Raw genomic sequence first — 25,822 nt, 5'->3', positions numbered from 1 at the left:
TAATGGTGTTACGCCCTGAGGTCGTTCGGCGCAATAAAATTTCTTCACGAAATTTCCCCCGCGCCGCGGCCCGATACGTAGTTTCACGTATAAGAGCGTGCCGATGTGACAGTAGCAAGAAAGGCGCCCCGAGGGGCGCCTTTCTGTCGCAGGTCAGGGGCGTTCCAGGCACATGGCCACGCCCATTCCGCCGCCGATACACAGCGTGGCGAGGCCCTTCTTCGCCTCGCGCCGCTTCATCTCGAAGAGCAGCGTGTTCAGGATCCGGCAGCCCGAGGCGCCGATCGGGTGACCGATGGCGATGGCGCCGCCGTTCACGTTCACGATCGAGGGATCCCAGCCCATGTCCTTGTTCACCGCGCAGGCCTGGGCGGCGAAGGCCTCGTTTGCCTCGACCAGATCCAGGTCCGAGGCGGACCAGCCCGCCTTGTCCAGCGCCTTGCGCGAGGCGTAGATCGGGCCGACGCCCATGATCGACGGATCCAGACCGGCGGTGGCATAGGAGGCGATGCGCGCCAGCGGCTCCAGCCCGCGCTTTTCGGCCTCTTCGGCGGACATCAGCAGCACGGCGGCGGCGCCGTCGTTGATCCCCGAGGCATTGGCCGCGGTGACCGAGCCGTCCTTGGTGAAGGCGGGGCGCAGCTTCTGCATCGCCTCGATGGTGGCGCCATGGCGGATGTATTCATCCTGGTCGACCACGATCTCGCCCTTGCGGGTCTTGACGGTGAAGGGAACGATCTCGTCCTTGAACTTGCCTGCGGCCTGGGCGGCCTCGGCCTTGTTCTGCGAGGCGACGGCAAATTCGTCCTGCTGGTCGCGGCTGATCTGCCACTGGTTGGCCACGTTCTCGGCGGTCTGGCCCATGTGGTAGCCGTTGAAGGCGTCCCACAACCCGTCCTTGATCATCGAGTCGATGTAAGAGACGTCGCCCATCTTATGACCGGCGCGCAGATGCGCCACATGGGGGGCGAGGGACATGTTTTCCTGGCCCCCGGCGGCGACGATGGCGGCATCGCCCAGCATCACATGCTGTGCGGCCAGGGCGACGGTGCGCAGGCCCGAGCCGCAGACCTGGTTGATGCCCCAGGCGGCCGATTCGATCGGCAGGCCGGCGTTGATATGGGCCTGGCGGGCGGGGTTCTGCCCCTGGCCAGCGGTCAGGACCTGGCCCAGGATGGTCTCGGAAACTTCGGATTTGTCGATGCCGGCGCGGGCGACGATCTCGCTCAGCACGGCGGCGCCCAGGTCATGGGCGGGCGTGGTTGCAAACGAACCGAGGAAGGATCCGACGGGCGTGCGGGCCGCGGATACGATTACGACATTGGTCATGTAGGTCCTCCACCTGATGAGCCGAGGCGAACCCAAGGCCCTGCCCTGTGGATAGAACATCCGTGGCCCCGTCTCAATGGTGGATACTGCGGCGCAGCGACGCCGCAGGCGGGCGGGCGCCGGGGCGGACCTAACCCTTGGCCCAAGAGGGGTAGAGGGTGGGGGCGGCGAAATAGAACCCTTGCAGGTACTCCACCCCGTTCTCGGCCATCCAGTTGGCATCCTCTTCGCGCTCGACCCCCTCGGCGACGGTGAACATGTCCAGCTGATGGGCGATCACCAGCAGGGCCTTCACCAGCACCTGGTTGTCGGGGTTCTCGGCGATCCCGCGCGAGAAGCTGTCGTCGATCTTCAGGATGTCGAAATAGAAGTCCTTCAGATAGCGGAAGGAGGTATAGCCCGAGCCGAAATCGTCCAGCGCGAAAGAGACGCCCCGCGCCTGAAGGTCGCGCATGAAATAGGTGACCAGTTCCGGCACATGCATGGCCGAGCGCTCGCTGATCTCCAGGATCAGCCGTTCGCCCACGGTGGGGTCGGCCTGAAGGCCCCGTTGCAGGGTCAGCATCCAGTTGGGATAGCCGATAGAGCGGGCCGACATGTTCACCGACAGGCGCAGGCCGGGGGTATCCTTCAGCGCCGCCAGCCCGATCTCCAGCGATAGGCAATCCAGGATGCGGCCCAGCTCGATCCCCTCGGTATGGCCGATGAACTCCCGCGCCGGGATGATCCGACCGGTGCCGTCGAAGACCCGTAGAAACCCCTCGTAGAAGGCCACCTGCCCGGTCTCGGCGCGCAGGATCGGCTGATAGGCCAGGGCCACCTCGCGCGCCTCGACCGCGCGGGCGATGGTTTCCAGCAGATCGGCATCGCGCGTGGTCACGGCGTAATTCAGCGGGTCCTCCCACCCCTGGGGAACCTCTGTCCAGTTCGACTTGAATCCCGCCATCACTTGATGCCTCCTGACCACGCGGGTCATACCAGCCCAGAGATCAACAGGGGGTTAAGCCAATGCAGGATCAGGCGCCAAGACGCTGCGATTGGGTCGGGGCAGAGCCGATCTACCAGGCCTATCACGACGAGGAATGGGGCGTGCCCGAACGCGACAGCCGCGCCCTGTGGGAAAAGCTGGTGCTGGACGGCTTCCAGGCCGGGCTCAGCTGGATCACCATCCTGAAGAAACGCGAGAATTTCCGCGCCGCCTTCCAGGGCTTCGACCCCCATGTGATCGCCGGCTGGGGCGAGGCCGAGGTGCAGGCTCTGCTGGGCGACGCGGGCATCATCCGCCACCGCGGCAAGATCGAGGCCACCATCCGCAATGCCCGCGCCTGGGCCGAGATCGAGGCCCGCGAGGGCTTCGACCAGTTCCTGTGGCGCTATGTCGATGGGGTGGCCCTGCAACCCCGCTTTACCACCCAGGCCCAGGTGCCCCCGGCGACGCCGCTCTCGGAGCAGGTCTCCAAGGATCTGAAACGCGCCGGCTTCCGCTTCGTGGGCCCGACCATCGTCTATGCCTTCATGGAGGCCTGCGGCCTGGTCAACGATCACCTGACCGGCTGTCACTGCCATGACCGGGTGGCGGCGCTGAAGGCAGGGTAGGAGACCGGCCTGACGGCCGGGCAAGCCGCTTGAGGAAACTTCCGGCAAACGAGACGTCTGGCCGCGCGCCCCCTTGGCGGACTTTGGCCCCGAGGCGCGCGGCCGGGGCTTTGTCGTGCATCGCCCCTCCTTTCTCATTGCCAGAAATATCCCGGGGGGAATTGAGCCCGCCAGGGCTCAAGGGGGGCAGAGCCCCCGTTCCCCGGGGGTCAGGACCGACGAAGGGGAAAGGGGCTTCTCAAGTCCTCTCTTGCTCAATATAATGAGCAAATCTTCCCGCGGGCGCCGGACCTCTGCTGCCCTCTGCCCGCGTCATCCCTTGCCCTAACGCCAACAGGAACAGCCCCATGAACGAGATCTCCAACTCGCTGGTCGCGGCCGATATCGCCCATTCCATGCATCCCTACACCAACATGCGCGCCCATGAAGAGCAGGGGCCGATGGTCATTGCGCGTGGCGAGGGCATCCGCGTCTTCGACGACAAGGGCAAGGAATATATCGAGGGCATGGCGGGGCTGTGGTCCGTCGCCGTGGGCTTCTCCGAGCCGCGCCTGAAAGAGGCGGCGATGCGCCAGATGGAGCAGCTGCCCTATTACCACACCTTCGCCCACAAGGCGCATGAGCCCTCGATCCGCCTGGCCGAGAAACTGGCCGAGATGACCCCGGGCGATCTGAACCATTGCTTCTTCACCAACTCGGGCTCCGAGGCCAATGACACCGTGGTCAAGATGGTCTGGTTCCTGAACAACGCCCTGGGCCGGCCGGGCAAGAAAAAGTTCCTGGCCCGCAACAAGGGCTATCACGGGATCACCGTGGCCTCGGGCTCGCTGACCGGCCTGCCCGCCAACCATGGCGATTTCGACCTGCCCGCCATCCCCGTCACCCATCTCACCACCCCGCACCACTGGCGCTTTGCCAACGAGGGCGAGGATGAGGCCGCCTTCTGCGCCCGCCTGCTGAAAGAGCTGGAAGATACCATTGCCGCCGAGGGCGCCGACACGATCGCCGCCTTCATCGGCGAGCCGGTGATGGGCGCAGGCGGCGTCATGGTGCCGCCCGAGGGCTACTGGGAAGGGGTCGCGGCCATCTGCAAGGCCAATGACATCCTGCTGGTCGCCGATGAGGTGATCTGCGGCTTTGGCCGCTGCGGCACCACCTTTGCCTGCGAGAAATACGGCTTCCAGCCGGATATCCTGGTGCTGTCGAAACAGATCAGCTCGTCCTACATGCCGCTTGCCGCCATCATGGTGTCGGATGCCGTCTACAACGCCATCGCCGACAATACCGCCAAGCTGGGCACCTTCGGCCATGGCTTCACCGGCTCGGGCCACCCGGTGGCCACCGCCGTGGGGCTGGAGAACCTGAAGATCATCGAGGAACGCGGCCTGGTCGCCAATGCCGCAGCGCTGGAAGAGGCCTTCCAGGGCGGGTTGCGTGCAGCCTTCGCCGATCACCCGCTGGTGGGCGAGGTGCGCGGTACCGGCCTGATCGCGGGGATCGAGCTGGTGGCGGCCAAGACCGCCGCCTCGGCCTTCGATCCGAAGAAGAAGGTGGGCGCCAAATGTGCCGATTTCGCCGCCGAGGAAGGGCTGATCAGCCGCTCGGTGGGCGACACCATGGCGCTGTGCCCGCCGCTGATCGTGACCGAAGCGGACGTGGCCGAGATCATCGCCCGCATGGGCCGGGCGCTGGATCGCACACTGGAATGGTGCCAGGCCGAAGGGCTGGTCTGAGCGCTCTGGCCGCTCTGCTGCATCGTTGAGACGACCCTGGCGCGGGTCCCTTCGGGGGCCCGCGCTTTTCGTCGCAGGGCGCGCGATGTGCGGCGCCTTGCCGGGACGCGGGCAACCTTGCGCGCATCGGCGCCCCGTTCGTGCCGCGGCGCGGCACGGACCGGCGTCTTTCCGCCCATGCCGGGGCGGCTTCCGCGCGACTCATCTGGCGCGGGCAGGGGCATTGGCTGTAATCTGCCGAGCCGTAACTTCCCGCTGTGGCACGGTTAATCCCGTTCGGCCCAGAAAAATCAGGCGCTCTGAGAATTGCCATTGAACCATCGGCGGCTTTGCTGCGTTGCCAAACGACCGGTCCGGCGAACTGTCGCCGCGGATCGGGGCCGGGATTGTCTTCGCCGCTCGGGAGGGGATGTTTCCGGGGTCTCTTCCGGGACAATGGTTTCATCAAGGGATGCTTCATGCTGCCGACCACTTTGACGGCCCGCCGCGCGGCGGGCGCTTCCTCTTCTCCTCGCGCGCGCGCCGCCTGGCCCACGCCCGGGCGCCGTCGCGTCCTTGGCCTTCTGGCGGGCAGCACCGCCCTGGTCGCCGCCGGTCTGCCCCAGGCCCGCGCCCAGGACACCGCCGCCACCGATACCGCCTCGGCGCCCACCCCCGACGCCGCCCAGCCCTTCAGCTATGAGGCGCTGATCGAGACGATGCGCCAGCGCGCCGGGCAAGAGCGCAGCGCGCCTGTCGCCGCCGAGGGCTTCTTTACCGGGCTCAACTACGATGGCTATCAGCGCATCCAGTACGACCCCAAGCGGGCGCGCTGGAACGACGGCGGGTTGTTCCGGGTCCATGCCTTCCACCTGGGCTGGCTTTTCGACGCGCCGGTGGCGCTGTACGAACTGGCCGATGGCCAGGCCCGGCCCATGGGCTTTTCCACCGACGATTTCATCTATCACCAGCCCCTGGGGGTCGAGGTGCCCGCGCATCGCGAGATGCCCGGCGTGGCGGGCTTCCGGCTGACCGCGCCGCTGAACCGCGCCGATCTTTTTGACGAGGTGGTGGCCTTCCTCGGCGCCTCCTACTTCCGCGCCCTGGGCCAGGGCTGCCGCTACGGCCTGTCGGCGCGCGGCCTGGCGGTGAACACCGGCCTCGCCCCGGGCGAAGAGTTCCCCCGCTTCGAAAGCTTCTGGCTGGAACGCCCGGCGGCGGGCGCCACCAGCGTCACGGTCTACGCCGCGCTGGACAGCGACAGCGTGACCGGCGCCTACCGCTTCGTCATCACCCCCGGCGATCCCACCCGGATGGAGGTGGATTGCCACCTCTTCCCGCGCCGCGAGGTCGAACAGCTGGGCCTGGCGCCGCTGACCTCGATGTTCCTTTACGGCGCGGTCGATCAGGGCGATTTCGACGACTACCGCCCCGCCGTCCATGACAGCGAGGGCCTGGTGCTGGAGGTGGGCGACCAGCGCATCTGGCGGCCGTTGAAGAACCCGGGCCGCCTGGCCAATTCCTATTTCGAAGCCAACAACCCCCGGGCCTTCGGCCTGGTGCAGCGGGCGCGCGGCTTCGACGGCTATCTCGACGCGGGCGCGCGCTATGACCTGCGGCCCTCGCTGATGATCTATCCGCGCGGCGACTGGGGGCCGGGGCGGCTGCGCCTGGTCGAGATCCCGACCGAGCGCGAGACCAATGACAATATCGTCGCCTTCTGGGTGCCCGGGGCGAAACCCGCGCCGGGCGAGGGGCTGCACCTGGCCTATGGCATGGAATGGGGCATCGGTCCGGGCGAGACGGCGCCGCCGCAGCTGGCCCGGGTTGCGCGAAGCCTTGCCGGTCATGGCGGCGTGGCGGGGGATGCACCGGCGGAAGATCGCCGGAAATTCGTCATCGACTTCGAAGGCGGCCTGCTGCGGGAACTCTCTGGCGCGGCAGAGGTTTCCCCTGTCGTGACCGCCAGCGGCGGCAGCCTGCACGAGGTGGTGCTGTCGCAGGTCGAGGGCACGCAGATCTGGCGCCTGGTGGTCGAGGTGACGACCGAAGGCGACGGCATCGTGGAACTGATGGCCCATCTCAAGGGCTATGGCCGGCAGCTGAGCGAACGCTGGGCCTATCAATGGATGAGAGACGCATGATCGAGGAAGATATTACCCGCGCCCGCATGACCCGCCCGGGCGAGATGTTCGAAGCCGTCGAGGGGCCGCATTGGGCCCCGCCCGAGGCGCCGCTGGCCATGCCGCGCCAGGTGCTGGAGGCCGCACCGCGTGCCGAGGGGCAGGGGGCGGGTCTGCTGGCCCGTCTGTTCGCGCCGCTGTCCTCGGTCTGATCGCCATGCGCCAGCCTGCCGCCGTGCCCGGCCGCCGGGATCCTTCGCTTGCCGCCACCCGAACCACACGTGTGGGCGCGCTGGTCTTTGCCGCCATGATGGCGCTGACCGCGACCGGCTTCATGGCCGATGCGGCGCTGGCCGACGGTTTCGGCTGGCTGGACCTGCTGCGCTCGGTGCTGGTCTGCGTCACCACCGCCTGGCTGGCCTGGGGGGCGGCCCAGGCGCTGGTCGGCCTGGCGCCCCGGCGCCGCGCCGCGCCCGCAGAGGCTCCCGCCGGGGCAGAGGAGGGCCTGGCGGCCCGGGGGGCGCCGCGCGAGCTGGTGGCCCTGGTGCCGATCTGCAACGAGGATCCGGTGGCCACCTTCGCCCGTATCGCGGCCATGGATGCCTCGCTGGCCGATGCCGGGGTGGCGGCGGATTTCGCCGTCCTGTCGGACACCCGCGACGAAGACGCCGCCCGGGCCGAGCGCGACGCCTTCGCGCGCCTTCTGGCCGAGACCGGCGGCGCGGGGCGCATCTTCTACCGCCGCCGCAGCGACAACCGGGGCCGCAAGGCAGGCAATGTCGAGGATTTCATCCGCGCCTCGGGTGGCGCCTGGGACTATGCTCTGGTGCTGGATGCCGACAGCCTGATGGAAGGCGCCGCCGTGGCCCGGATGCTGGAGAGAATGCGCGCCGAGCCCGATCTGGGTCTGTTGCAGACCCTGCCGCATCTGCATTCGGCGCGGTCGGCCTTTGGTCGCGCGCTGCAATTCTCGGCCGCCTTCTTCTCGCCGGTCTTCTCGCGCGGGCTGGCGCGGATGCAGGGGCGCACCGGCCCCTTCTGGGGCCATAACGCGATGATCCGCATCCGTGCCTTCGCCGAAAGCTGCGCCCTGCCGCCGCTCGCGGGCAAACCGCCCTTCGGCGGCCCGATCCTGAGCCATGACTATGTCGAGGCCGCCCTTCTGGCCCGTGCCGGATGGCGCGTGACCCTGGATGAGACCATCGCCGGGTCGTTCGAGGAGGGGCCGGACAATATCCTGTCTTTCGCCCGGCGCGACCGGCGCTGGTGCCAGGGCAACCTGCAACATATCCGCCTGCTGACTGCGCCGGGGCTGCATCCCTGGTCGCGTTTCACCTTCCTGCAAGGGATCTTCAGCTACCTGGTCTCTCTGGTCTGGGGCCTGTTCCTGCTGGCCTCGATCGCCGCGGCGATCTGGGCGCCGCTGCCCGATTACTTCCCCGAGGCGCACCAGCTGTTCCCGGTCTTCCCCGATGACCGCACCCGCCAGATCGTCGCCCTGGGGATCGGGGTGCTGGGCCTTCTGGTACTGCCGAAACTGGCGATCCTGGGGGGCGCGCTGATCTCGGGCCGGGCCAATCGCGGCTTTGGCGGTTGGCGCGCCGCGCCCTCGATGCTGGCCGAACTGCTGCTGTCCTCGCTGCTGGCGCCGCTGCACCTGGCCTATCAGACCCGCGCCGTGCTTCAGGTGCTGTCGGGCGCCGATGGCGGCTGGCCCGCCAACCAGCGCGGCGAAGGGCGGCTGAGCTTCGGCGAAAGCCTGGGCGCGGGCGCCTGGATCAGCGCCCTGGGCGCCCTGGGTCTGGGCCTGGTGGCCTGGGTGGCGCCAGAGCTGACCCTGTGGTTGCTGCCCGTGGGCGGGCCGATGCTGCTGGCGCCGCTGCTGATCTGGGCCAGCGCGCTGCCACTGGATCACTGGCTGTTCGCCAGCCCGGAAGAGGCCGCCCCCGCCCCGGTGATCACCCGCTGGCGCGAGATCCACGCCCGCTGGTGCGCCGCGCCTGCCACGGCCACAGCCCCGGCGATGGCGCCTGTCGCGCCCACCGGGTCCGCCGCACAGGCCGCCGGGCAGCCGGGCTGACCGGCGGCCCGGTTTACTTCCCCGTGGCGGCCCGGCACTTTGTCCCAAAGATCCCAGTGACAGAGGACGGCAGGCATGGCGAGCGAGCAGCGCGCAGCGGTGAAAAGTGTTGAAAGTATTGGTGAAAATGCCACCCTGGGCGGGGCGGATCCGGCCCCCGAGACGGGAATCGACTGGGCCGACGCCTTCGACAATTTCCGCCATGTGCCCAATGCGGCCGAAATCCTGAAAAATGGCAGCGACGAGGCCCGCGCCTTCCGCGAGTCGGCCTCCAACGCCGAGTTCGACGTGGCCTATGGCCCGGGCCCGCGCGAGGTGATGGATCTCTACTGGCCCACGGGTACGCCGCGCGGCCTGGCGGTGTTCCTGCATGGGGGCTACTGGCACAAGCTGTCGAAGGACGACTGGTCGCATATGGCGGCGGGCGCGCTGGCTGCTGGCTGGGCCATGGCGATCCCCTCCTACCCCTTGGCGCCCGAGGCGCGTCTGGGCGAGATGGTGCGCGCCACTGCCCGCGCGGTCGAGGCGGCCGCAGCCCGGGTGGCCGGGCCGATCCGCATCGCGGGCCATTCGGCAGGCGGCCACCTGGCCCTGCGCCTGGCCTGCGCCGATGCGCCGATGTCCACCGCCGTGGCGCGGCGGGTGGCGCGGGTGGTGTCGATCTCGGGGCTGCATGACCTGCGCCCGCTGCGCCGCGCGCCGATGAACGCCACACTGGGCATCGACGCCGCCGAGGCCCGCGCCGAAAGCCCCGCCCTGCTGGCGCCCCGTGCGGGCAGCCAGATCGTGCTGTGGGTCGGCGCCGAGGAACGCCCGGAGCTGATCCGCCAGACCGCCCTGATGGCCGAGGCCTGGCAGGGCCGCGTGGCCCGCCTGCGCCGGGTGATCGAGAACGAGCGGCATCATTTCGACGTGGTCGACGGGTTGTTCGTGCCCGGATCGCCCCTTGGCGAGGCCTTTCTGGGCCGCGACTGAGCCCCGCCGCCCGGGCGGGCCGTCCGGGCCCGCCTTTTCCCTTGCACTGGCGCGCCCGGCCCGGTTTGATCGTCCCCGACAGCGGGGATCCACCCCGCGACAGGGGCCAGAGCCCCGCCAATGGGAGAGTGAGAATGACCCGCACCAAGCTGGCCGCAGCCCTGATGCTGTCCGCCGCCATGGCCCCCACCATGGGCGCCGCAGAAACCCTGAAGATCGGCATCCTGACCACCACCTCTGGCCCGCCCGCAGTGCTGGGCGAACATGCCCGCGACGGCGCCCTGCTGGCGGCCGAGCAACTGGGCATGGTCGGCGGCATGGAGACCGAGATCCTGGTGGTCGACGCCGAGGGCAAGCCCGATGTGGCCGCCCAGAAGGCGCGGGAGCTGGTGGAACGCGACGGCGTCGATTTCGTCATCGGTCCGATCTTTTCAAACGTCATGGGCGCCATCGCCGGTCCGGTCACCGAAAGCGCCTTCCTGCTCAGCCCCAATGCCGGGCCCTCGGTCTTCGCCGGTGAGGGCTGCGATCCGAACCTCTTCGTCGTGGCCTATCAGAACGACCAGATGCCCACGGTGATTGCCAAGCACATGAACGACGAGGGCATCGGCGATGCCTTCATCCTGGCGCCCAACTACCAGGCCGGGAAAGACAGCCTGAACGGCTTCAAGTCGGTCTTCGAGGGCGCCGTCACCTCCGAGCTTTACGTGCAGCTGGGTCAGCTGGACTACTCTGCCGAACTGGCGCAGATCGCCGCCATGCAGCCCTCGGCGGTCTATGCCTTCCTGCCGGGCGGCATGGGGGTCAACTTCGTCAAGCAATACGATCAGGCGGGCCTGAAAAGCATCCCGCTGATGACCGCCTTCACGGTGGATGAAACCACGCTGCCCGCCGAACAGGACGCGGCCCTGGGGATGCTGTCGGGCACCAACTGGTCGCCCTCGCTGGACGTGCCGGAAAGCCTGGCCTTCGTCGAGGCGTTTGAAGCCAAGTACGACTACGTCCCCGCCCTTTACGCCGCCGGTGGCTATGACGCGATGATGCTGATCGACAGCGCGGTCAAGAAGGTGGGCGCGCTGGATGACATGGACGCCCTGCGCGCGGCCCTGGAAGAGGCCGATTTCCCCTCGGTGCGTGGCAAGTTCAGCTTCTCTTCCAACCACTTCCCGGTGCAGAACTTCTATCTGGCCGAGGCGGTGCAGCGCGAAGATGGCAAATATGCCACCCAGATCATCGAGACGGTCTGGGAAGACTACGCCGACAGCTACGTCGACCAGTGCAAGATGTAAGACGGCCCTGACGGGGCTGATGGGGTCGGGTTCGCCCGGCCCCTTTTCGTGGCCGGAGGCGCCTTACCGTGTTCAATCTCTTCCTGTTGCAGCTGCTGAACGGCGCGCAATTCGGCATCCTGCTGTTCCTCGTCGCCGCCGGGCTGACGCTGGTCTTCGGGATCATGGATTTCATCAATCTGGCCCATGGCGTTCTGTACATGGTGGGCGCCTATCTGATGGCGACCTTTGCCGGGCTGACCGGCAGCTACTGGTTCGGCCTCTTGCTGGCGCTGCCCGCCACGCTGGTCTTCGGGCTGGTGCTGGAGTTTCTGGTTTTCCGAAGGCTGTATGACCGTAGCCACCTGGACCAGGTGCTGGCCACCTTCGGGCTGATCCTGATCCTCAGCGAGGGGGTGAAGATCCTTTGGGGTTCGGCGCCGCTGAACGTGGATATGCCCGCGCTGCTGTCGGGCTCGGTGCCGCTGGCCGGGCCGCTGAAATATCCGGTCTATCGCATCGCGGTCATCGCCGCCGGTCTGGCCAGCGCCGTTGGCCTTTGGGCCCTGATCAACCACACGCGCGCCGGGATGCTGCTGCGCGCGGGCGCCTCGAACCGGCCGATGGTGGCCGCCCTTGGCGTGGACATTTCGCGCCTCTTCATGCTGGTCTTTGCCGGGGGCGCCATGCTGGCGGGCTTTGCCGGGGCCATCGTGGCGCCGATCCTGTCGGTGGACCCGGGCATGGGTGAAAGCATCCTGATCCTGACCTTCGTGGTGATCGTCATCGGCGGGGTGGGGTCCATCCGCGGCGCCTTCCTGGCCGCCATCCTGGTGGGGGTCGTGGATACCGTGGGGCGCACCTTCGGGCCGATCTGGCTGCGCCTGGTGATGGACCCGGCGGCGGCCTCGCAAACCGGGCGGATGCTGGCGCCGATGCTGGTCTATCTGCTGATGGCCGCTGTCCTTTTCTGGTCGCCCACGGGCCTCTTCGGCCGCAAGGGGGCGAAATGACCGGCCTGGCCCCCCGCCTGAGCGCCGCGCTGGCGCTGTTTGTCGTCATGGCCGCCGTGCCGCCCCTGGCCCTGGCCGTGGACGACCCCTTCCTGATGGTCATCGCCAGCCGGATGCTGGTCTTTGCCATCGCCGCCCTGTCGTTGGACCTGATCCTGGGCTACGGCGCCATGGTCAGCTTTGGCCATGCGGCCTATCTGGGCATCGGCGCCTATGCCGTGGCCCTGGGCGCCCGCTGGGGCGTGACCGACCTTCTGGCGCAGATCCTGCTGGGCATGGGGATGTCCGCCGTCTTTGCCACCGTCACCGGGGCCATCAGCCTGCGCACAAGGGGTGTCTATTTCATCATGATCACCCTGGCCTTCGCGCAGATGGCCTATTTCTTCTTCGTCGCCCAGTCCTCGCTGGGGGGCGATGACGGGGTGGCGCTTCAGGCGCGATCCACCCTGCTGGGCCTGCCGCTGGAGGGGGACCGGGCGCTTTACTACACCATCCTGGGCGCGCTGGTGGCGATCTATGCAGGCCTTTACCGGCTGACCCTGTCGCGCTTTGGCCGGGTCCTGAAGGGCACGCGGGAAAACGCGCTGCGGATGCAGGCCATCGGATATCGCCCCTTCCGCTATCAGCTGGTGGCCTATGTCATCGCCGCCTGCCTGTGTTCCGTCGCGGGGGTGCTGTTGGCGAATCTCACCGAATATGTCTCGCCCGCCTATATGTCCTGGCACCGCTCGGGTGAGCTGATCGTGATGCTGGTCTTCGGCGGCATCGGCACGCTGACCGGCGCCATGGTGGGCGCCCTGGTGGCCGTGGGGCTGGAGGATCTGCTGGCGGTCTTTTCCGATCACTGGCGCCTGGGCTTCGGCCTGATCCTGGTGCTGGTGGTGCTGTTCTCGCCCGACGGGCTGACCGGGCTGCTGCGGCGGCTTGGGCTGGGAAAGGGGCGCGGCCATGACTGAGCTGTTGCAGGTGCGCGATCTGCGCAAGAGCTTTGGCGCGCTGGCGGTGACCGATGGCGTCGATCTGAGCGTGGCGGAGGGCGAGCTGCACGCCGTCATCGGCCCCAATGGCGCGGGCAAGACCACACTGATTGCGCAGCTGTCGGGCCAGCTGGCGCCCGACAGTGGCCAGGTGATCTATGCCGGGCGCGACATCACCCGCGCCGACATGGCCGCCCGGGTCGAGGCGGGGCTGGCGCGGTCCTTCCAGATCACCGCGCTGCTGCCGGGGATGACGGTGCTGGAAAACGTGGCGCTGGCGGTGCAGGCGCGCGCGGGCAGTTCGTTCCGGTTCTGGCGCGATGCGGGGGCGGAAGAGGTCACCAACGCCCAGGCCCGCCAGGCGCTGGAAGAGGTCGGGCTGGCCGACCGGGCCGGGGTGCTGGCGCGGGCGCTTTCCCATGGCGAACAACGGCAGCTGGAACTGGCCGTGGCCCTGGCCACCAAGCCGCGTCTGCTGCTCTTGGACGAGCCGCTGGCGGGCACCGGCGGCGCCGAGGCCGAGCGGCTGGTGGCCCTGATGCAGCGCCTGAAGGGGCGGCTGACCCTTGTGCTGATCGAACATGACATGGACGCGGTCTTCCAGCTGGCCGACCGGATCTCGGTGCTGGTCTACGGCCGCATCGTGGCCTCGGGCAGCCCTGCGGCGGTGCGCGCCGACCCGGCGGTGCGGGCGGCCTATCTGGGCGAGGAGGACGCGTGATGCTGCGGATCGAGGGGTTGCAGGCGGGCTATGGCGAGGCGCAGGTGCTGCACGGCGTGGACCTCAGCGTCGGCGCGGGCGAGGTGGTCACGCTGATGGGCCGCAATGGCATGGGCAAGACCACGACGATCTCGACCCTTTTCGGCCTCTTGCCCGCGCGCGGCGGCGTGGTGACGATCGACGGCCAGGACATGACCGGGGCCGGGCCGCATCGGGTGGCGCGGGCCGGTCTGGGGCTGGTGCCCGAGGGGCGGCAGGTCTTTCCGAACCTGACGGTCGAGGAAAACCTGGTGGCCACCGCGCGGCGTGGCGGCCCCTGGTCGCTGCAAGCGGTCTGGGATCTGTTCCCCCGGCTGAAGGAACGGCGGCGCAACATGGGCGATCAGCTGTCGGGGGGCGAGCAGCAGATGCTGGCCGTGGGGCGCGCACTGATGACCAACCCCCGGCTGGTGGTGCTGGACGAGGCCACCGAGGGGCTGGCGCCGCTGATCCGCGAAGAGATCTGGGCCTGCCTGGCGCGCATCCGAGCCGAGGGCGCCGCGATCCTGGTGATCGACAAGAACGCCGACGCGCTGAGCCGCTTTGCCGACCGCCATTACGTGCTGGAAAAGGGGCAGGTGGTTTGGACGGGCTCCAACGCCGATCTGCTGGCGGATGTGGGCGGGGTGAAGGAACGTTGGCTGCACGTGTGAGGTGGGGTTGAGTCTGCGCTGCCCGCGGGGCCAGAGCGTGGCATTGCCGCCCGACTGCCGGGGGCGCTGCCCCCGGACCCCCGGAGTATTTCTAGCCATCGAATAGAAGGGGCGCGGCGTGGGGTAGGCGACGGGGCGCGCGCGGGCCTTGGGCATTGCGCTCTCTTGCGCCCGGGCGCCGCCCGGCGCATCTTGCCGCCCGAGGAGACCGAAAGGACAGTTCATGAGCACCCCCCTGATCATCCAGATTCGCTGCCGCCCCGGCACCACCTATGATGTCGCGGGCCAGATCGTCCTGCGGGAGTTCCATTCCGAGCTTTATTCCACCTCTGGCGAGTTCGACCTGCTGCTGAAGGTCTACCCGCCCGAGGATGCCGACGTGGGCCTGTTTGTTGACGAATGCTTCAAGGGCATCGAGGGGATCGAGCGGACCCTGACCACGCTGACCTTCAAGGCCTTCTGACAGGGCCTTCCGACTGGGCCTTCCGGGCGCAGACCTGACGGATTGAAGAAGGGCGGCCCGGGTGGGGCCGCCCTTTGCTGTTCGGGGCGTTTGGACCTGTCCGCGCGGGGCGGCTCAGACCGCCTGCCAGTCCAGGCTTTCGAGGTTTTCGCGGAAGGCGAATTTCACCAAATGCACCTCGACGATGCTTTTGGCGCGGGCCAGGCCCGCGTCGTCGTCGGCGCTCACATGCATGTGAAGGCCCGTCGCATCGGCGCGCAACAGGGCTGGGCCGGGGGGCAGGGCGGCCTCTCCCTCGGTCGGGGTGAAGCGGACCTCGACCTTGTGGGCAAAGTGCTTGCACAGCTGTTGCAGATATTTCGAGCCATGGTCGGTGGCGTAATGAGCCTGGGCAGCGGGCATGGGGGAAAGCCTTCTCTGATTCTTTCGCTAAGGTATGTTCTTGACCCCTCGGAAACAACGGGATAGCCCCGGGGCGTTGCCGTCAGCCCACTCTCGCCGCGCGCATCGCGCGGAACGGGGGCCAGCCAATCGGCGGGACCCCGAGCCCCTGGAGTATAGCATGACCCTTTTCGCGACTGTTTCCGCGCGCCTTCTGCGCCCCGCCGCCCTGAGTGCGGCCGCCCTTCTGGCCGCCACCGCCGCCCAGGCGGACCCCGTCAGCTTCGAGACCGCCCAGGGCGCGATGGAGCTGCCTGCTGCCCCCCAGACCATCGTCGCCTATGAGCTGGCCTCGGTCGATACCCTGGCGGCCCTGGGCCATGTGCCCGCCGGTGTGCCGGGGCCGATCTATGTGCCGCATATCGCCGAACAGGCCGCTGACGCGCAGACCGTGGGCACCCTCTTCGAACCCGATTTCGAGGCCGTGGCCGCCATGCAGCCCGATCTGGTCGTCGTCGGCCTGCGGTCGCTGAAACAGAAGGACGCGCTGGAGCGGATCGCGCCGGTGGCCGACATGTCCGTGGGCCCCGATGCGGTGACCGACGGCCTGGCCCGCCTGGCGGCCTTCGGTGCCCTGCTGGGCGAAGAAGACAAGGCCGCAGAGCTGGCCGCCCAGGTGGACACCAAGCTGGCAGCGGCTCGCGCCGCGGTCGAGGCGACCGGCGGCAATGCCCTGATCGTGCTGACCAATGGTCCGAAGGTCTCTGCCTATGGCATCGGTTCGCGCTTCGGCTGGCTGCACAGCCAACTGGGCTGGCCCGCCGCCGCCGATGAGATCGACGCCAGCAGCTCGCACGGCGAGGCGATCTCCTTCGAGTTCATCGCCGATGTGAACCCCGATACGCTGATCGTCGTCGACCGGGGCGCCGCCATCCAGTCGGGCGACCAGAACGGTCTGACCACCCTCGACAACGAGCTGGTCCATTCGACCACCGCCTGGAAAGAGGGCCGCGTCCTCTTCGTGCCGGCGGCCGAGATGTATATCTCTTCGGGCGGCGTGCAATCGCTGATGACCGTGCTGGACGCGATCACCGAAGGCCTGTCGGAGAGCGCATCCTGAGACTGCCCCTAGCCATGCAGGCCCTGGCGGTGCTGGGGCCTCTCGCCATCCTGTCCCTGTTCATCGGCGCCGTGCCGGTGAGCCTTGGGGATTTCCTGCATGATCCCGACAGTCAGCGCCTGCTGCTGATCTCGCGGCTGCCGCGCACCTTTGCGGCGCTGTTGGCGGGGGCTGCGCTGGCCGTCAGCGGACAGATCATGCAGATCCTGGCCCGCAACCGCTTTGTCGAACCGATGACGGCGGGGGCGGGGCAGTCGGCGGCGCTTGGCGTGCTGATCGCCGCGCTGCTGTTTCCCGCCTCTGCCATCTGGGCCAAGATGTCCGTGGCGGCGCTGACCACCCTTGTGGGCTCGGCCGGCCTTCTGCTGATCCTGCGCCCGCTGCCACCCACCCAACCGCTGCTGGTGCCGCTGGTGGCGCTGATCTACGGCGGGCTGATCGGCGCTGTGGTCACCTTCATCGCCTATCAGGGCGACATGCTGCAATTCATCGGCACCTGGTTGACGGGCGAGCTGTCGGGGGTGCTGGCCGGGCGGTACGAACTTCTGTGGATCGCGGGGGCGGCGGCGGCGGCCACCTGGCTGATCGCCGACCGGCTGACGGTGCTGGCCCTGGGCGAGGATGCGGCGCGGGGGCTGGGCCTGAACGTCCAGCTGATCACCGCCGCCGGGCTGGCGGCGCTGTCGGTGACCACCGCCACGGTGGTGGTCACCCTGGGCGCCATCCCCTTTGTCGGGCTGATCGTGCCCAATATCGTGGCCCGCCGCATGGGCGACAACCTGCGCCGCGCCATTCCCGTCTCGGCCTTTGCCGGGGCCGCGCTGGTGCTGGCCGCCGACATCCTGGGCCGGGTGCTGCGCGCGCCCTACGAGATCCCGGTCTCGGTCCTGGTGGGCGTGCTGGGCGCGGCGGTCTTCCTGTGGCTTCTCTATAACGAGCCGCGCCATGGCTGAGCGGGGCATGGACGAAATGGCACCCCCCGCCGCGCGCGACGGCAGGAGCAACCGCCAGGGCGCGGGGACGGCCCCGGTGGCCGAGGCCGCGCCGCCCGCCCTGGGGCGCCGGCTGATCTGGCTGGCGCTGGCGGTCCTGCTCGCCTCGGCGGTCTACATGGTCTACGGCGCCAAGGGCTCCTGGGGGTTCATCCTGCCCTTCCGGGGCGGCAAGCTGGCGGCGATGCTGCTGGTGGCCAGCTGCCTGTCGGTGGCCACGATCCTGTTTCAGACCATCACCGGCAACCGTATCCTCACCCCCTTTCTGCTGGGGTTCGACGCGCTGTATCTGATGATCCTGGCCCTGCTGGTGCATCTGCTGGGGGCCACCGCCTATGTGACCCTGCCCGCAGCCGCTCTTTTTGCGCTGAACACCGCGCTGATGTCGGTGCTGGGGCTGGGCCTGTTCCTGCTGCTGCGCCGGGGCGCGCGGGGCGAGATGATGCGGCTGGTCCTGACGGGGATCATCTTTGGCGTCTTCCTGCGCTCGGCCACGGATTTCATCCAGCGGCTGATCGACCCGGCGGAATATTCCGTCGTCACCTCGGTCAGCTATGCGCGGTTCAACACCGTCGATCCTGTGCTGCTGCCCTTGACCGCCGCCGTCATCCTGCCGGTCCTGTGGCTGGCCTGGCGGATGCGCCACCGGCTGGACGTGCTGGGCCTGGGCGATGCGGTGGCCCTTAGCCTGGGCGAGGCGCCGCGCCGGGGTCAGTCCATCGTGCTGGTACTGATCTGCGTGCTGGTGGCCGCAGCCACCGCCCTGGTCGGCCCCATGGCCGCCTTCTTCGGCCTGATCGTCTCGGCCCTGGCTCATGCCATCACCCCCACCGAACGCCATGCGATCCTGCTGCCCTCGGCGGCGCTGACCGGCTGCGTGGTGCTGGTCGGCGGCCAGACCGTGCTGGAACGCGTCCTGGCCCTGACCACCCCCATTGCCGTAGTGATCGAGGCCCTGGGCGGGGCGCTGTTCCTGGCCCTTCTGCTGAAAAGGAAACGCGCATGATCCGCGTAAGCAACGTCAGCCATGCCATCGGCGGCGCGCCGATCCTGCATGACATCTCGGTCGAGATCCCCAAGGGCGGCATTACCGCGCTGATCGGGCCCAATGGCGCGGGCAAATCGACCCTGCTGTCGCTGATCGCCCGGCTGTCGGTGCTGAAACAGGGCGAGATCGAGGTCGACGGGCTGCGCATCGGCCAAGTCAGCGACCGCGAGCTGGCCCGCCACCTGGCGATCATGGCGCAGTCCACACAGGTCTCGGCCCGGCTGCGGGTCGAGGAACTGGTGGGCTTTGGCCGCTATCCCTGGCACCGGGGCCGTCCGGGGGCCGAGGATCACCGTATCGTCGAGGCGGCCATCGCCCGCTTCGGCCTGGAGGCCATGCGCCACCGCTTCCTCGATGAGATCTCGGGCGGGCAGCGCCAGCGCGCCTTCGTCGCCATGGCCTTTGCCCAGGACACCGATTACCTGCTGCTGGACGAGCCGCTGAACAATCTCGACATCGCGGGGGCGCGTAGCCTGATGCGGCTGCTACGGCAGATGGCGGATGAGGACGGCAAGACCATCGTCATCGTGTTGCACGACATCAACTATGCCTCCCGTTTCGCCGACCGGATCGTCGCCCTGCACCAGGGCCGCGTGGCCGCCATGGGCGCGCCCGCCGAAATCGTCACCGAGGCGCTGTTGCGCGATGTCTTCGGCACCGATGCCGAGATCTCACAGCAGGACGGGCGCCCGGTGGTGCTGGTCTAGGCGGGGCAGGGGCGGGCGATCCCGGCCCGCTCTGCCCAGGATCCGCGCAGCCTGCGGCCCCTCTTCCCGCGGCGGGGCGGTCTGCCTGCGCGGGGCTCTTGCCTTTTTCCGGTGCACGGCGAATGTTGACAAGAATAGTCGGCTATCATAAGCCCGGCGCGACGCCAGCACCCTGCGACCCCTCGTCGCCCTGCCAGCCCGGATGGCGCGTCACCGCCCAAGGGGTTCTCAGTCCCCCGAGGGGCGGCGACGCGCGAAACATTTGCCCCGAAGGCGGGGCAGCGGGTATGGGCAAGGGGGCCGTCCTCGAACCCCCGCGATCTGAAAGGGAGCATGGCAATGGCAAATCGGCAGGCACGACCGGGTCTGATCCTTTCGGCGGCGCTGGCGGCGCTGTTGTCCGCCGCCCCGCTTGCGGCGCAAGAGGGCACGGCCCCGGCAGAGACGACCGCCCCGACCACCACCGCCCCGGCCCCGGCAGAGACGGCCATCCCTTCCGCAGAGACGCCCCCCGCCCCTGGAGAGACGACCGCCGCGCCCGCAGGGACCGAGGCCGCGCCGCAGGTGCCGGGCGATCTGGCGCCCGCCCTGGGCAGCCCGACCCCTGCCGCCGAAGCTGCCCCGGCCCTGCCGGGCAGCGACAGCGCCCCCGCCGCGCCCGCGCCGGGCGACAGTGCCCTGGCCGAGGCCATCGTCGCGCCGGCCGAGACCGCCGGGGAGGGCGCCCCCGTGGCCGACCCGGCCGCCGAGGTCGCGACCCCCGCTGTTGAGACCACGATCGCTACCCCTGACGCCACGACCCCCGAAGCTACGCCCACGACCCCTGACGCGGCGACCCCTGCCCCCGAGGCCGGGCTGGCGGGCGCCTGGGCGCGCAGCCAGCAGTTCCTGGTCAACGGCGGCCCGGCGATCTGGGCCATCGCGGCCCTGTCTGTCGTCACCGTGGCGCTGATCCTTTGGAAGATCTGGCGGCTGGTGCTGGCGGGCGCCTGGTCGCGCCGCGCCTCGCGCAAGGCTGTCGTGGCCTGGGAAAACGGCGAGGCAGGCATCGCCATGGACCTGATCGAGGGGCGCAAGGGCGTCCGCTCGCGCCTGACCCGCGCCGCCATGCGCGCCCGCCTGTCCCTGTCGGACGAGGCCGCGCGCGAGGAAACCAGCCGCGTGGCCCGGGGCCTTCTGGCGCAGCAGGGCTCGGCCCTGCGTGCGCTGGAACTGATCTCGACCATCGCGCCGCTGCTGGGTCTGCTGGGCACCGTCATGGGCATGATCTCGGCCTTTCAGGCCCTGCAAGAGGCAGGCAGCCGCGCCGACCCGTCGATGCTGGCAGGCGGCATCTGGGAGGCGCTTCTGACCACCGCCGCCGGTATGGCCGTGGCGATTCCCGCCTCGGCGGCGCTGACCTGGTTCGAGGCGGTGCTGGACAGCCTGCGCGCCGACCTGGAGGATCTCTCGGCCCGGATCTTCGTCGCCGATCTGCCCGGCGACGGGATGGGCGAGAACATCACCAAGCTGGCCGCGCAGTAAGTCCGCGCCGGATCTGCCGCGATGCCCTTTGTCGACGATACCCCGCGCCCGCGCCGCAAACCCTCGCTCACGCCGATGATCGACGTGGTGTTTCTGCTGCTGGTCTTCTTCATGCTGGCCTCGCGCTTTGGCGCCGATGAGGTGCTGCCGCTGCCTTTGGCCTCGTCCCAGGGGGGCAGCGCCTATGCCGGGCCACCGCGTCTGGTGGACGTGGGGCCCGAGGGGCTGCGCCTGAACGGCGCCGAGGTGACGGCAGAGGGCCTGGCCGAACGGCTGGGCGCGCTGACCCAGGCGCCGTCCGACACCATCATCCTGCGCGGCCAGGATGCGGCCCCGCTGCAACGGGTGGTGGATGTGGCGGGCGCCCTGCGCGCCGCGGGCTTTACCAACCTCGTGCTGGTGGAGTGAGCGCCATGGCCCGATCCGCCCAGACCATGCGCTTTACCCCGCCGCCGCGCCGGCCCCGGGGCGAAAGCATCGTGCCGATGATCAACGTGGTCTTCCTGCTGCTGATCTTCTTCCTGATGACCTCGCGCCTGGCGCCGCCGGAACCCTTCGAGGTCGCGCCGCCGCGCGCCGCCGAGGGGGTCGAGGCCGGGGATGTGCCGGTTCTTTACCTCTCGCCCGAGGGCGAGATCGGCTTTGAAGAGGCCCGGGGCGAGGCGGCGATCGCGGCCTTTGCCGCCCGGGTGGCCGGGACCGACGGGGCAGGGGCGCCGCCGCAGCTGCGCGCCGATGCCGCCACCGAGGCCGCCGTGGTCGCCCGCACCCTGCGCGCCCTGACCGAGGCGGGCCTGTCGGAGGTCGCGCTGGTGGTGGCGCCGCGATGAGACGTCTTGCCGAAACCCTGGCCTTCCTGGCCCTGGCCGTGGGCCTGCACCTGGCCCTGGCAATCCGCGTCCCCGCCTCTGGCAGCGAATCCGGCGGAGCCGGCGGCGAGGCCATGGTCACCCTTCAGGGCGCCCCGGCGGGGATGGAAGAGATGATCCGCGCCTGGGAGACCCCGCCCGAGGCGGAGGTGGACCCCGAGGCGCCAGAGCCGCTGCCGCCCGAGCCGGTCGAAGAAATCGCCCGCCCGGTGATCGAGGAAACCCCGCCGCCCGCGATGCCCAGCCTCGACGTGGCCGAGGCCAGCGCCGATACCCTGAGCGTGCCCAGTTTCGACACCGAGGTGCCCCCGCCGCCGCAGCCCCCCGAAGAGCTGCCGCAGGAGATTGCCGAGCAGCCGCCCGAACCGGCACCTGCGCCCGTGGAAGAGCAGCCCGAGGTGGTCGAGGACGAGGCCCCCGATCTGGCCCCGGTGGCCAGCCTGCGCCCGATGACCCGGCCCGAACAGGCCGCGCCCCAGGTCGAGGCCGCCCCTCCGCCCCCGCCAAAGCCGGAACCGGCGCCCGAGCCCAAGCCCGAGGCGCGCCCCGCCGACCGCACCCAGCAGGCCCAGACGGGCGGTGCAGGCGGCGTCACGCAACGCGCCGCCGGATCGGGGGGCAGCGCCCAGGCCGGCAATGCGGGCAATGCCCAGGTGCGCACCGGCAATGCCCAGCAAGAGGCGAGATTGCAGGCGGTCTGGGGTGCCAAGATCCGCGCCCGGATCGAACGCCGCAAACGCTTTCCCAACGGGATGCGCGGCCAGACGGGCCGGGTGGTGATGCGGATCACCGTCTCCCGCGACGGCGCGATCCTGGGGGCCGCGATCGCGCGCTCCTCTGGTCAGCCCGCCTTCGACCAGGCCGCCGTCCAGGCGGTGCAGCGCGCGGGCCGTCTGCCCGCCGCGCCCCAGGGGCTGAGCCAGCCCAGCTATACCTTCAACCTGCCGATGGATTTCTCCTGATCCGTTAGGGGCCGGTAGTGTGCCGGGGGAGGGGGCTTTGCCCCCTCTTGAGCCGTGCCGGCTCAATTCACCCCCAGGATATTTCTAGCCAACAAATAATAGAAAGGGGGGGGCGTCGCTGCGGAGGCGGTACGGGCGGGTTGGTCCAGTCGGGCCGCCGAAGAGCGGGGCGTCGCGGGGCAAATCCCGGGCGCCTGTGCTTTGATCCACTTTTTGGGGTTTCCCCAGAGCTTTCCACAACAAATCGTAGTTACCCCCAAGTTTAGACTTTACAGGGGGGCCTCCGGGCCACACCATATTTCGTAGGAAGCGGCGGAAATCGCCCCGTTTCTAGAGCAGGCACCTAGCGCTTGGGGCGCTGCCAGCCCCTCGCGCTACCATAAAACGAGGTGGCGTCATGGCATTGTCCGAATCCTTCATTTCCGACGAACTGCACCCGATCGACATCGTCGAGACCCTGGCCGAACATCACGCCTGGGACTTCGACCGGATCGGTGACGATCAGATCGCCATGGCGGTCGAGGGGCAATGGCGCACCTATTCCGTCACCCTGGCCTGGTCGGCCTATGACGAGACCCTGCGTCTGGTCTGTACCTTCGAGATGGAGCCCCCCGCCGAGGCGCTGCCCGGTCTTTACGAGCTGCTGAACCACGTCAACGATCAGTGCTGGGCCGGGGCCTTCACCTATTGGGCCGAGCAGCAGCTGATGGTCTATCGCTACGGCCTGGTCCTGAGCGGCGAGCAGATGGCCAGCCCCGACCAGATCTCGACCCTGATTTCCGCCGCCGTCCTCTCGGCCGAACGCTATTACCCGGCGTTCCAGCTGAACGTCTATGGTGGCAAGTCCCCGCGCGCCGCGCTGGAGGTCGCCATTGCAGAGGCCTATGGCCGCGCGTAACACTATGCCCCGACGCGAGATTAGCTGAGGGGGAGAGATGTCCTTGGACAAGGTGGCCGAACGCGGCCTGGTGCTGCTGGGATGCGGCAAGATGGGGTCCGCCATGCTGGCGGGCTGGCTGAAACGCGGCTTGCCCGCCACGTCGGTCTGGGTGCTGGATCCGAAACCCTCGGACTGGCTCAAGGGGACCGGGGTGCATCTGAACGCGGGCCTGCCCGAGGCGCCCGCCGTGGCGCTGATCGCGGTGAAGCCGCAGATGATGGGCGATGCCCTGCCGGGGCTGGCGGCGCTTGGCAATGGCACGACGCTGTTCCTGTCGGTGGCCGCAGGCACCCCTATTGCGGCCTTCGAGGCCGCCTTTGGCGCCGAAAGCCCGGTGATCCGCGCCATGCCCAACACCCCCGCCGCCGTGGGCCGGGGCATCACCGCCATCATCGGCAATGCCCATGCCACCCCCGCCGACCTGGACCTGGCCGATGAGCTGCTCTCGGCCGTGGGGCAGGTGGTGCGGCTGGAGGAAGAGGGCCAGATTGACGCCGTCACCGGTGTCTCGGGCTCCGGCCCCGCCTATGTCTTCCACCTGATCGAGACCCTGGCGGCGGCGGGCGAGGCCCAGGGCCTGGCGCCCGACCTGGCCATGCAGCTGGCCAAGGCCACCGTGGCGGGCGCCGGCGCCCTGGCCGAAGAGGCCCAGGAAGACCCGGCGCAGCTGCGGGTCAATGTGACCAGCCCGAACGGCACCACCCAGGCGGCGCTGGAGGTGCTGATGGACGCGCAGACGGGCTTTGCCCCGCTGCTGAAAAAGGCGGTGAAGGCCGCAGCCGATCGCGGACGGGAGCTGGCCAATGGCGGATGAGATCACTTTCGACGACTTCCTGAAGGTCGACATCCGGGCGGGCCGCGTGGTGCGCGCCGAACCCTTCCCCGAGGCGCGCAAACCGGCGCTGAAGCTGTGGATCGATTTCGGCCCCGAGATCGGCGAGAAGAAGACCTCGGCCCAGATCACCGCCCATTACACACCCGAAACCCTGGTGGGGAAGATGGTCATGGCGGTGGTGAACTTCCCGCCGCGCCAGATCGGGCCGGTGCGTTCCGAGGTGCTGACGCTTGGCGTGGCCGATGACGACGGCGGCGTGGTGCTGGTCACCCCCGATCAGGACGTGACCCCGGGCCAGAGGATGCACTGATGAAAAAGCGGATCCTGCTGTCCCGCCCGATGCCGCCGGGCACGATCGCCGCGGCCTCCGAGCTGTTCGATGTCGAGGTGCGCGACAGCACCCGGCCCATGTCGGCGGCCGAGCTGCGCGCCGGGCTGGCGGTCTACGACGGCATGATGGTTACCCTGGGCGATGCGGTCACGGCCGAGGTCTTGCAGGATTTCGGCCGCCCGCGCTGCAAGATCCTGGCCAATTTCGGCGTCGGCTATAACCATATCGACGCCGAGGCCTGCCGCGCCCATGGGGTGACGGTGACCAATACCCCCGGCGCGGTGACCGATGCCACGGCGGATGTGGCCATGACGCTGATCCTGATGGCCTGCCGCCGCGCGGGCGAGGCCGAACGGCTGGTGCGCGCGGGCCAGTGGGAAGGCTGGCACCCGACCCAGATGCTGGGCCAGCATGTGACGGGGGCCAAGCTGGGCGTGATCGGCATGGGCCGTATCGGCCAGGCCATCGCGCGGCGCTGCCATTATGGGTTCGGGATGGAGGTGGGCTACTTCAATCGCTCGGCGAAAGAGACCGAGATGCCCGCCACCCGCTACGAGGTGTTGGAGGATCTGGCGGCCTGGGCCGATATCCTGGTGGTCGCCACCCCGGCCAGCCCGGAAACCCACCACCTTGTGGGCCGCGCCATCTTCAAGGCGATGCCGCCCCATGCCCGGCTGGTCAATATCGCGCGCGGTGACATCGTGGACGAGCTGGCGCTGATCGCTGCACTGGAGGCGGGCGAGATCGGCGGTGTGGGCCTGGATGTCTACGAACATGAACCCGAGGTGCCCGAGGCGCTGCTGATCCACGAGAACGCGGTTCTGCTGCCGCATCTGGGCACCGCCTGTCTGGATGTGCGCGAGGACATGGGCGCCATGGCGGTGGAAAACCTGCGCGCCTTCTTCGCCGGCGAGGACTGCCCCAACCGGGTGAACTGAGCAGACGGGCGCACAGCGGGGGCGCGGCCCATTGTTCCTATTCGACGGCTGGAAATACTCCGGGGGAGCCGCCCGCCGGGCGGCGGGGGCAGCGCCCCCTAGCCGGGCGGGCCTTGCGTCGACGGGGTCATGGGGGCTCTGCCCCCGTCCGCCTGTGGCGGCCTCCCCCGGGATATTTCTGGCAAACGAGAAGAGGGGGCGGGGCACTTCGGCCTGCCTTTGGCGC

General features: G+C 69.1%; 27 protein-coding genes. 24 read left to right on the top strand and 3 right to left on the bottom strand.

All coding sequences use genetic code 11. From position 1 onward, the window contains the following. Positions 1-153 precede the first annotated feature (153 nt). On the bottom strand, positions 154-1,329 hold the full coding sequence (locus tag ACRARE_RS01875; RefSeq protein ID WP_432654709.1) for an acetyl-CoA C-acetyltransferase: 1,176 nt from the start codon (positions 1,327-1,329) through the stop codon (positions 154-156). Positions 1,330-1,459: 130 nt separating this feature from the next. Then, entirely contained in the window at positions 1,460-2,275 is an 816-nt protein-coding gene (locus ACRARE_RS01870; RefSeq protein WP_432654708.1) for an EAL domain-containing protein, read from the bottom strand. A 62-nt stretch (positions 2,276-2,337) separates the two neighbouring features. Here ACRARE_RS01870 and ACRARE_RS01865 point away from each other — a divergent pair, with 62 nt between their 5' ends. The 12 genes from ACRARE_RS01865 to ACRARE_RS01810 all read left to right on the top strand — a co-directional run bounded on the left by ACRARE_RS01865 (position 2,338) and on the right by ACRARE_RS01810 (position 14,949). Continuing rightward, a complete protein-coding gene (locus ACRARE_RS01865) occupies positions 2,338-2,925 on the top strand; it encodes a DNA-3-methyladenine glycosylase I (RefSeq protein ID WP_432654707.1) in 588 nt (195 codons plus the stop codon). 347 nt (positions 2,926-3,272) lie between these two features. After that, positions 3,273-4,658 (top strand): aspartate aminotransferase family protein, encoded by a 1,386-nt coding sequence (locus ACRARE_RS01860; RefSeq protein WP_432654706.1) that lies wholly within the window; start codon positions 3,273-3,275, stop codon positions 4,656-4,658. A gap of 458 nt (positions 4,659-5,116) precedes the next feature. Beyond that, positions 5,117-6,781 (top strand): OpgD/OpgG family glucan biosynthesis protein, encoded by a 1,665-nt coding sequence (locus tag ACRARE_RS01855; protein ID WP_432654705.1) that lies wholly within the window; start codon positions 5,117-5,119, stop codon positions 6,779-6,781. After that, positions 6,778-6,972, top strand: coding sequence for a hypothetical protein (locus tag ACRARE_RS01850; protein WP_432654704.1), 195 nt, complete (start codon positions 6,778-6,780; stop codon positions 6,970-6,972). Before ACRARE_RS01855 ends, ACRARE_RS01850 begins: the two co-directional genes overlap by 4 nt. Positions 6,973-6,977: 5 nt before the next feature. Further along, positions 6,978-8,840, top strand: coding sequence for a glucans biosynthesis glucosyltransferase MdoH (gene mdoH / locus ACRARE_RS01845; RefSeq protein WP_432654703.1), 1,863 nt, complete (start codon positions 6,978-6,980; stop codon positions 8,838-8,840). A 75-nt stretch (positions 8,841-8,915) separates the two neighbouring features. Beyond that, positions 8,916-9,815, top strand: coding sequence for a hormone-sensitive lipase (locus tag ACRARE_RS01840; protein ID WP_432654702.1), 900 nt, complete (start codon positions 8,916-8,918; stop codon positions 9,813-9,815). 134 nt (positions 9,816-9,949) lie between these two features. Continuing rightward, a complete protein-coding gene (locus tag ACRARE_RS01835) occupies positions 9,950-11,104 on the top strand; it encodes an ABC transporter substrate-binding protein (protein WP_432654701.1) in 1,155 nt (384 codons plus the stop codon). Positions 11,105-11,172: 68 nt separating this feature from the next. Further along, positions 11,173-12,096, top strand: coding sequence for a branched-chain amino acid ABC transporter permease (locus ACRARE_RS01830; protein ID WP_432654700.1), 924 nt, complete (start codon positions 11,173-11,175; stop codon positions 12,094-12,096). Further along, positions 12,093-13,052: a branched-chain amino acid ABC transporter permease gene (locus ACRARE_RS01825; protein WP_432654699.1), complete on the top strand. Its 960-nt coding sequence runs from the start codon at positions 12,093-12,095 to the stop codon at positions 13,050-13,052. Before ACRARE_RS01830 ends, ACRARE_RS01825 begins: the two co-directional genes overlap by 4 nt. After that, positions 13,045-13,794, top strand: a complete 750-nt coding sequence (locus ACRARE_RS01820; RefSeq protein WP_432654698.1) for an ABC transporter ATP-binding protein — start codon at positions 13,045-13,047, stop codon at positions 13,792-13,794. Before ACRARE_RS01825 ends, ACRARE_RS01820 begins: the two co-directional genes overlap by 8 nt. After that, the gene (locus ACRARE_RS01815) at positions 13,794-14,486 is read left to right on the top strand and encodes an ABC transporter ATP-binding protein (RefSeq protein WP_432654697.1); all 693 of its coding nucleotides are present in this window, start codon (positions 13,794-13,796) and stop codon (positions 14,484-14,486) included. Before ACRARE_RS01820 ends, ACRARE_RS01815 begins: the two co-directional genes overlap by 1 nt. Positions 14,487-14,709: 223 nt before the next feature. Further along, complete coding sequence (locus ACRARE_RS01810) at positions 14,710-14,949, top strand: Lrp/AsnC ligand binding domain-containing protein (protein WP_222479147.1); 240 nt, start codon at positions 14,710-14,712, stop codon at positions 14,947-14,949. A gap of 114 nt (positions 14,950-15,063) precedes the next feature. Here the strand turns inward: ACRARE_RS01810 and ACRARE_RS01805 are convergent, their stop codons facing one another. Further along, positions 15,064-15,351 carry a DUF2218 domain-containing protein gene (locus ACRARE_RS01805; protein ID WP_432654696.1) on the bottom strand — a complete coding sequence of 96 codons (288 nt, stop codon included), beginning with the start codon at positions 15,349-15,351 and terminating at the stop codon, positions 15,064-15,066. 160 nt (positions 15,352-15,511) lie between these two features. Here ACRARE_RS01805 and ACRARE_RS01800 point away from each other — a divergent pair, with 160 nt between their 5' ends. The 12 genes from ACRARE_RS01800 (at position 15,512) to ACRARE_RS01745 (ending at position 25,596) form a co-directional block, all read left to right on the top strand. Next, positions 15,512-16,450, top strand: a complete 939-nt coding sequence (locus tag ACRARE_RS01800; RefSeq protein ID WP_432654695.1) for a siderophore ABC transporter substrate-binding protein — start codon at positions 15,512-15,514, stop codon at positions 16,448-16,450. A gap of 14 nt (positions 16,451-16,464) precedes the next feature. Beyond that, positions 16,465-17,403 (top strand): ABC transporter permease, encoded by a 939-nt coding sequence (locus ACRARE_RS01795; protein ID WP_432654694.1) that lies wholly within the window; start codon positions 16,465-16,467, stop codon positions 17,401-17,403. Continuing rightward, positions 17,396-18,448: an iron chelate uptake ABC transporter family permease subunit gene (locus tag ACRARE_RS01790; protein WP_432654693.1), complete on the top strand. Its 1,053-nt coding sequence runs from the start codon at positions 17,396-17,398 to the stop codon at positions 18,446-18,448. Before ACRARE_RS01795 ends, ACRARE_RS01790 begins: the two co-directional genes overlap by 8 nt. Continuing rightward, positions 18,445-19,197: an iron ABC transporter ATP-binding protein gene (locus ACRARE_RS01785; RefSeq protein WP_432654692.1), complete on the top strand. Its 753-nt coding sequence runs from the start codon at positions 18,445-18,447 to the stop codon at positions 19,195-19,197. The genes ACRARE_RS01790 and ACRARE_RS01785 overlap by 4 nt, the downstream gene beginning before the upstream one ends. Before the next feature lie 339 nt (positions 19,198-19,536). Then, entirely contained in the window at positions 19,537-20,721 is a 1,185-nt protein-coding gene (locus ACRARE_RS01780) for a MotA/TolQ/ExbB proton channel family protein (protein ID WP_432654691.1), read from the top strand. A 21-nt stretch (positions 20,722-20,742) separates the two neighbouring features. After that, positions 20,743-21,129: an ExbD/TolR family protein gene (locus ACRARE_RS01775; RefSeq protein WP_432654690.1), complete on the top strand. Its 387-nt coding sequence runs from the start codon at positions 20,743-20,745 to the stop codon at positions 21,127-21,129. 5 nt (positions 21,130-21,134) lie between these two features. Continuing rightward, a complete protein-coding gene (locus tag ACRARE_RS01770) occupies positions 21,135-21,551 on the top strand; it encodes an ExbD/TolR family protein (protein ID WP_432654689.1) in 417 nt (138 codons plus the stop codon). Beyond that, positions 21,548-22,552 carry an energy transducer TonB gene (locus ACRARE_RS01765; protein ID WP_432654688.1) on the top strand — a complete coding sequence of 335 codons (1,005 nt, stop codon included), beginning with the start codon at positions 21,548-21,550 and terminating at the stop codon, positions 22,550-22,552. The genes ACRARE_RS01770 and ACRARE_RS01765 overlap by 4 nt, the downstream gene beginning before the upstream one ends. Before the next feature lie 397 nt (positions 22,553-22,949). After that, entirely contained in the window at positions 22,950-23,450 is a 501-nt protein-coding gene (locus ACRARE_RS01760; protein WP_432654687.1) for a type III secretion system chaperone family protein, read from the top strand. Positions 23,451-23,487: 37 nt separating this feature from the next. Continuing rightward, positions 23,488-24,306 carry a pyrroline-5-carboxylate reductase gene (proC, locus tag ACRARE_RS01755; protein WP_432654686.1) on the top strand — a complete coding sequence of 273 codons (819 nt, stop codon included), beginning with the start codon at positions 23,488-23,490 and terminating at the stop codon, positions 24,304-24,306. After that, positions 24,296-24,637, top strand: a complete 342-nt coding sequence (locus ACRARE_RS01750) for a tRNA-binding protein (RefSeq protein ID WP_432654685.1) — start codon at positions 24,296-24,298, stop codon at positions 24,635-24,637. The genes proC and ACRARE_RS01750 overlap by 11 nt, the downstream gene beginning before the upstream one ends. Then, positions 24,637-25,596, top strand: coding sequence for a 2-hydroxyacid dehydrogenase (locus tag ACRARE_RS01745; RefSeq protein WP_432654684.1), 960 nt, complete (start codon positions 24,637-24,639; stop codon positions 25,594-25,596). Before ACRARE_RS01750 ends, ACRARE_RS01745 begins: the two co-directional genes overlap by 1 nt. The last annotated feature ends 226 nt before the right edge of the window (positions 25,597-25,822 follow it).

This window comes from Pseudooceanicola aquaeponti (assembly GCF_050897975.1).
GTDB lineage: Bacteria > Pseudomonadota > Alphaproteobacteria > Rhodobacterales > Rhodobacteraceae > Pseudooceanicola.
The sequence above is the reverse complement of the archived record's forward strand: the minus strand, read 5'-3'. Positions and strand labels throughout refer to the sequence as shown.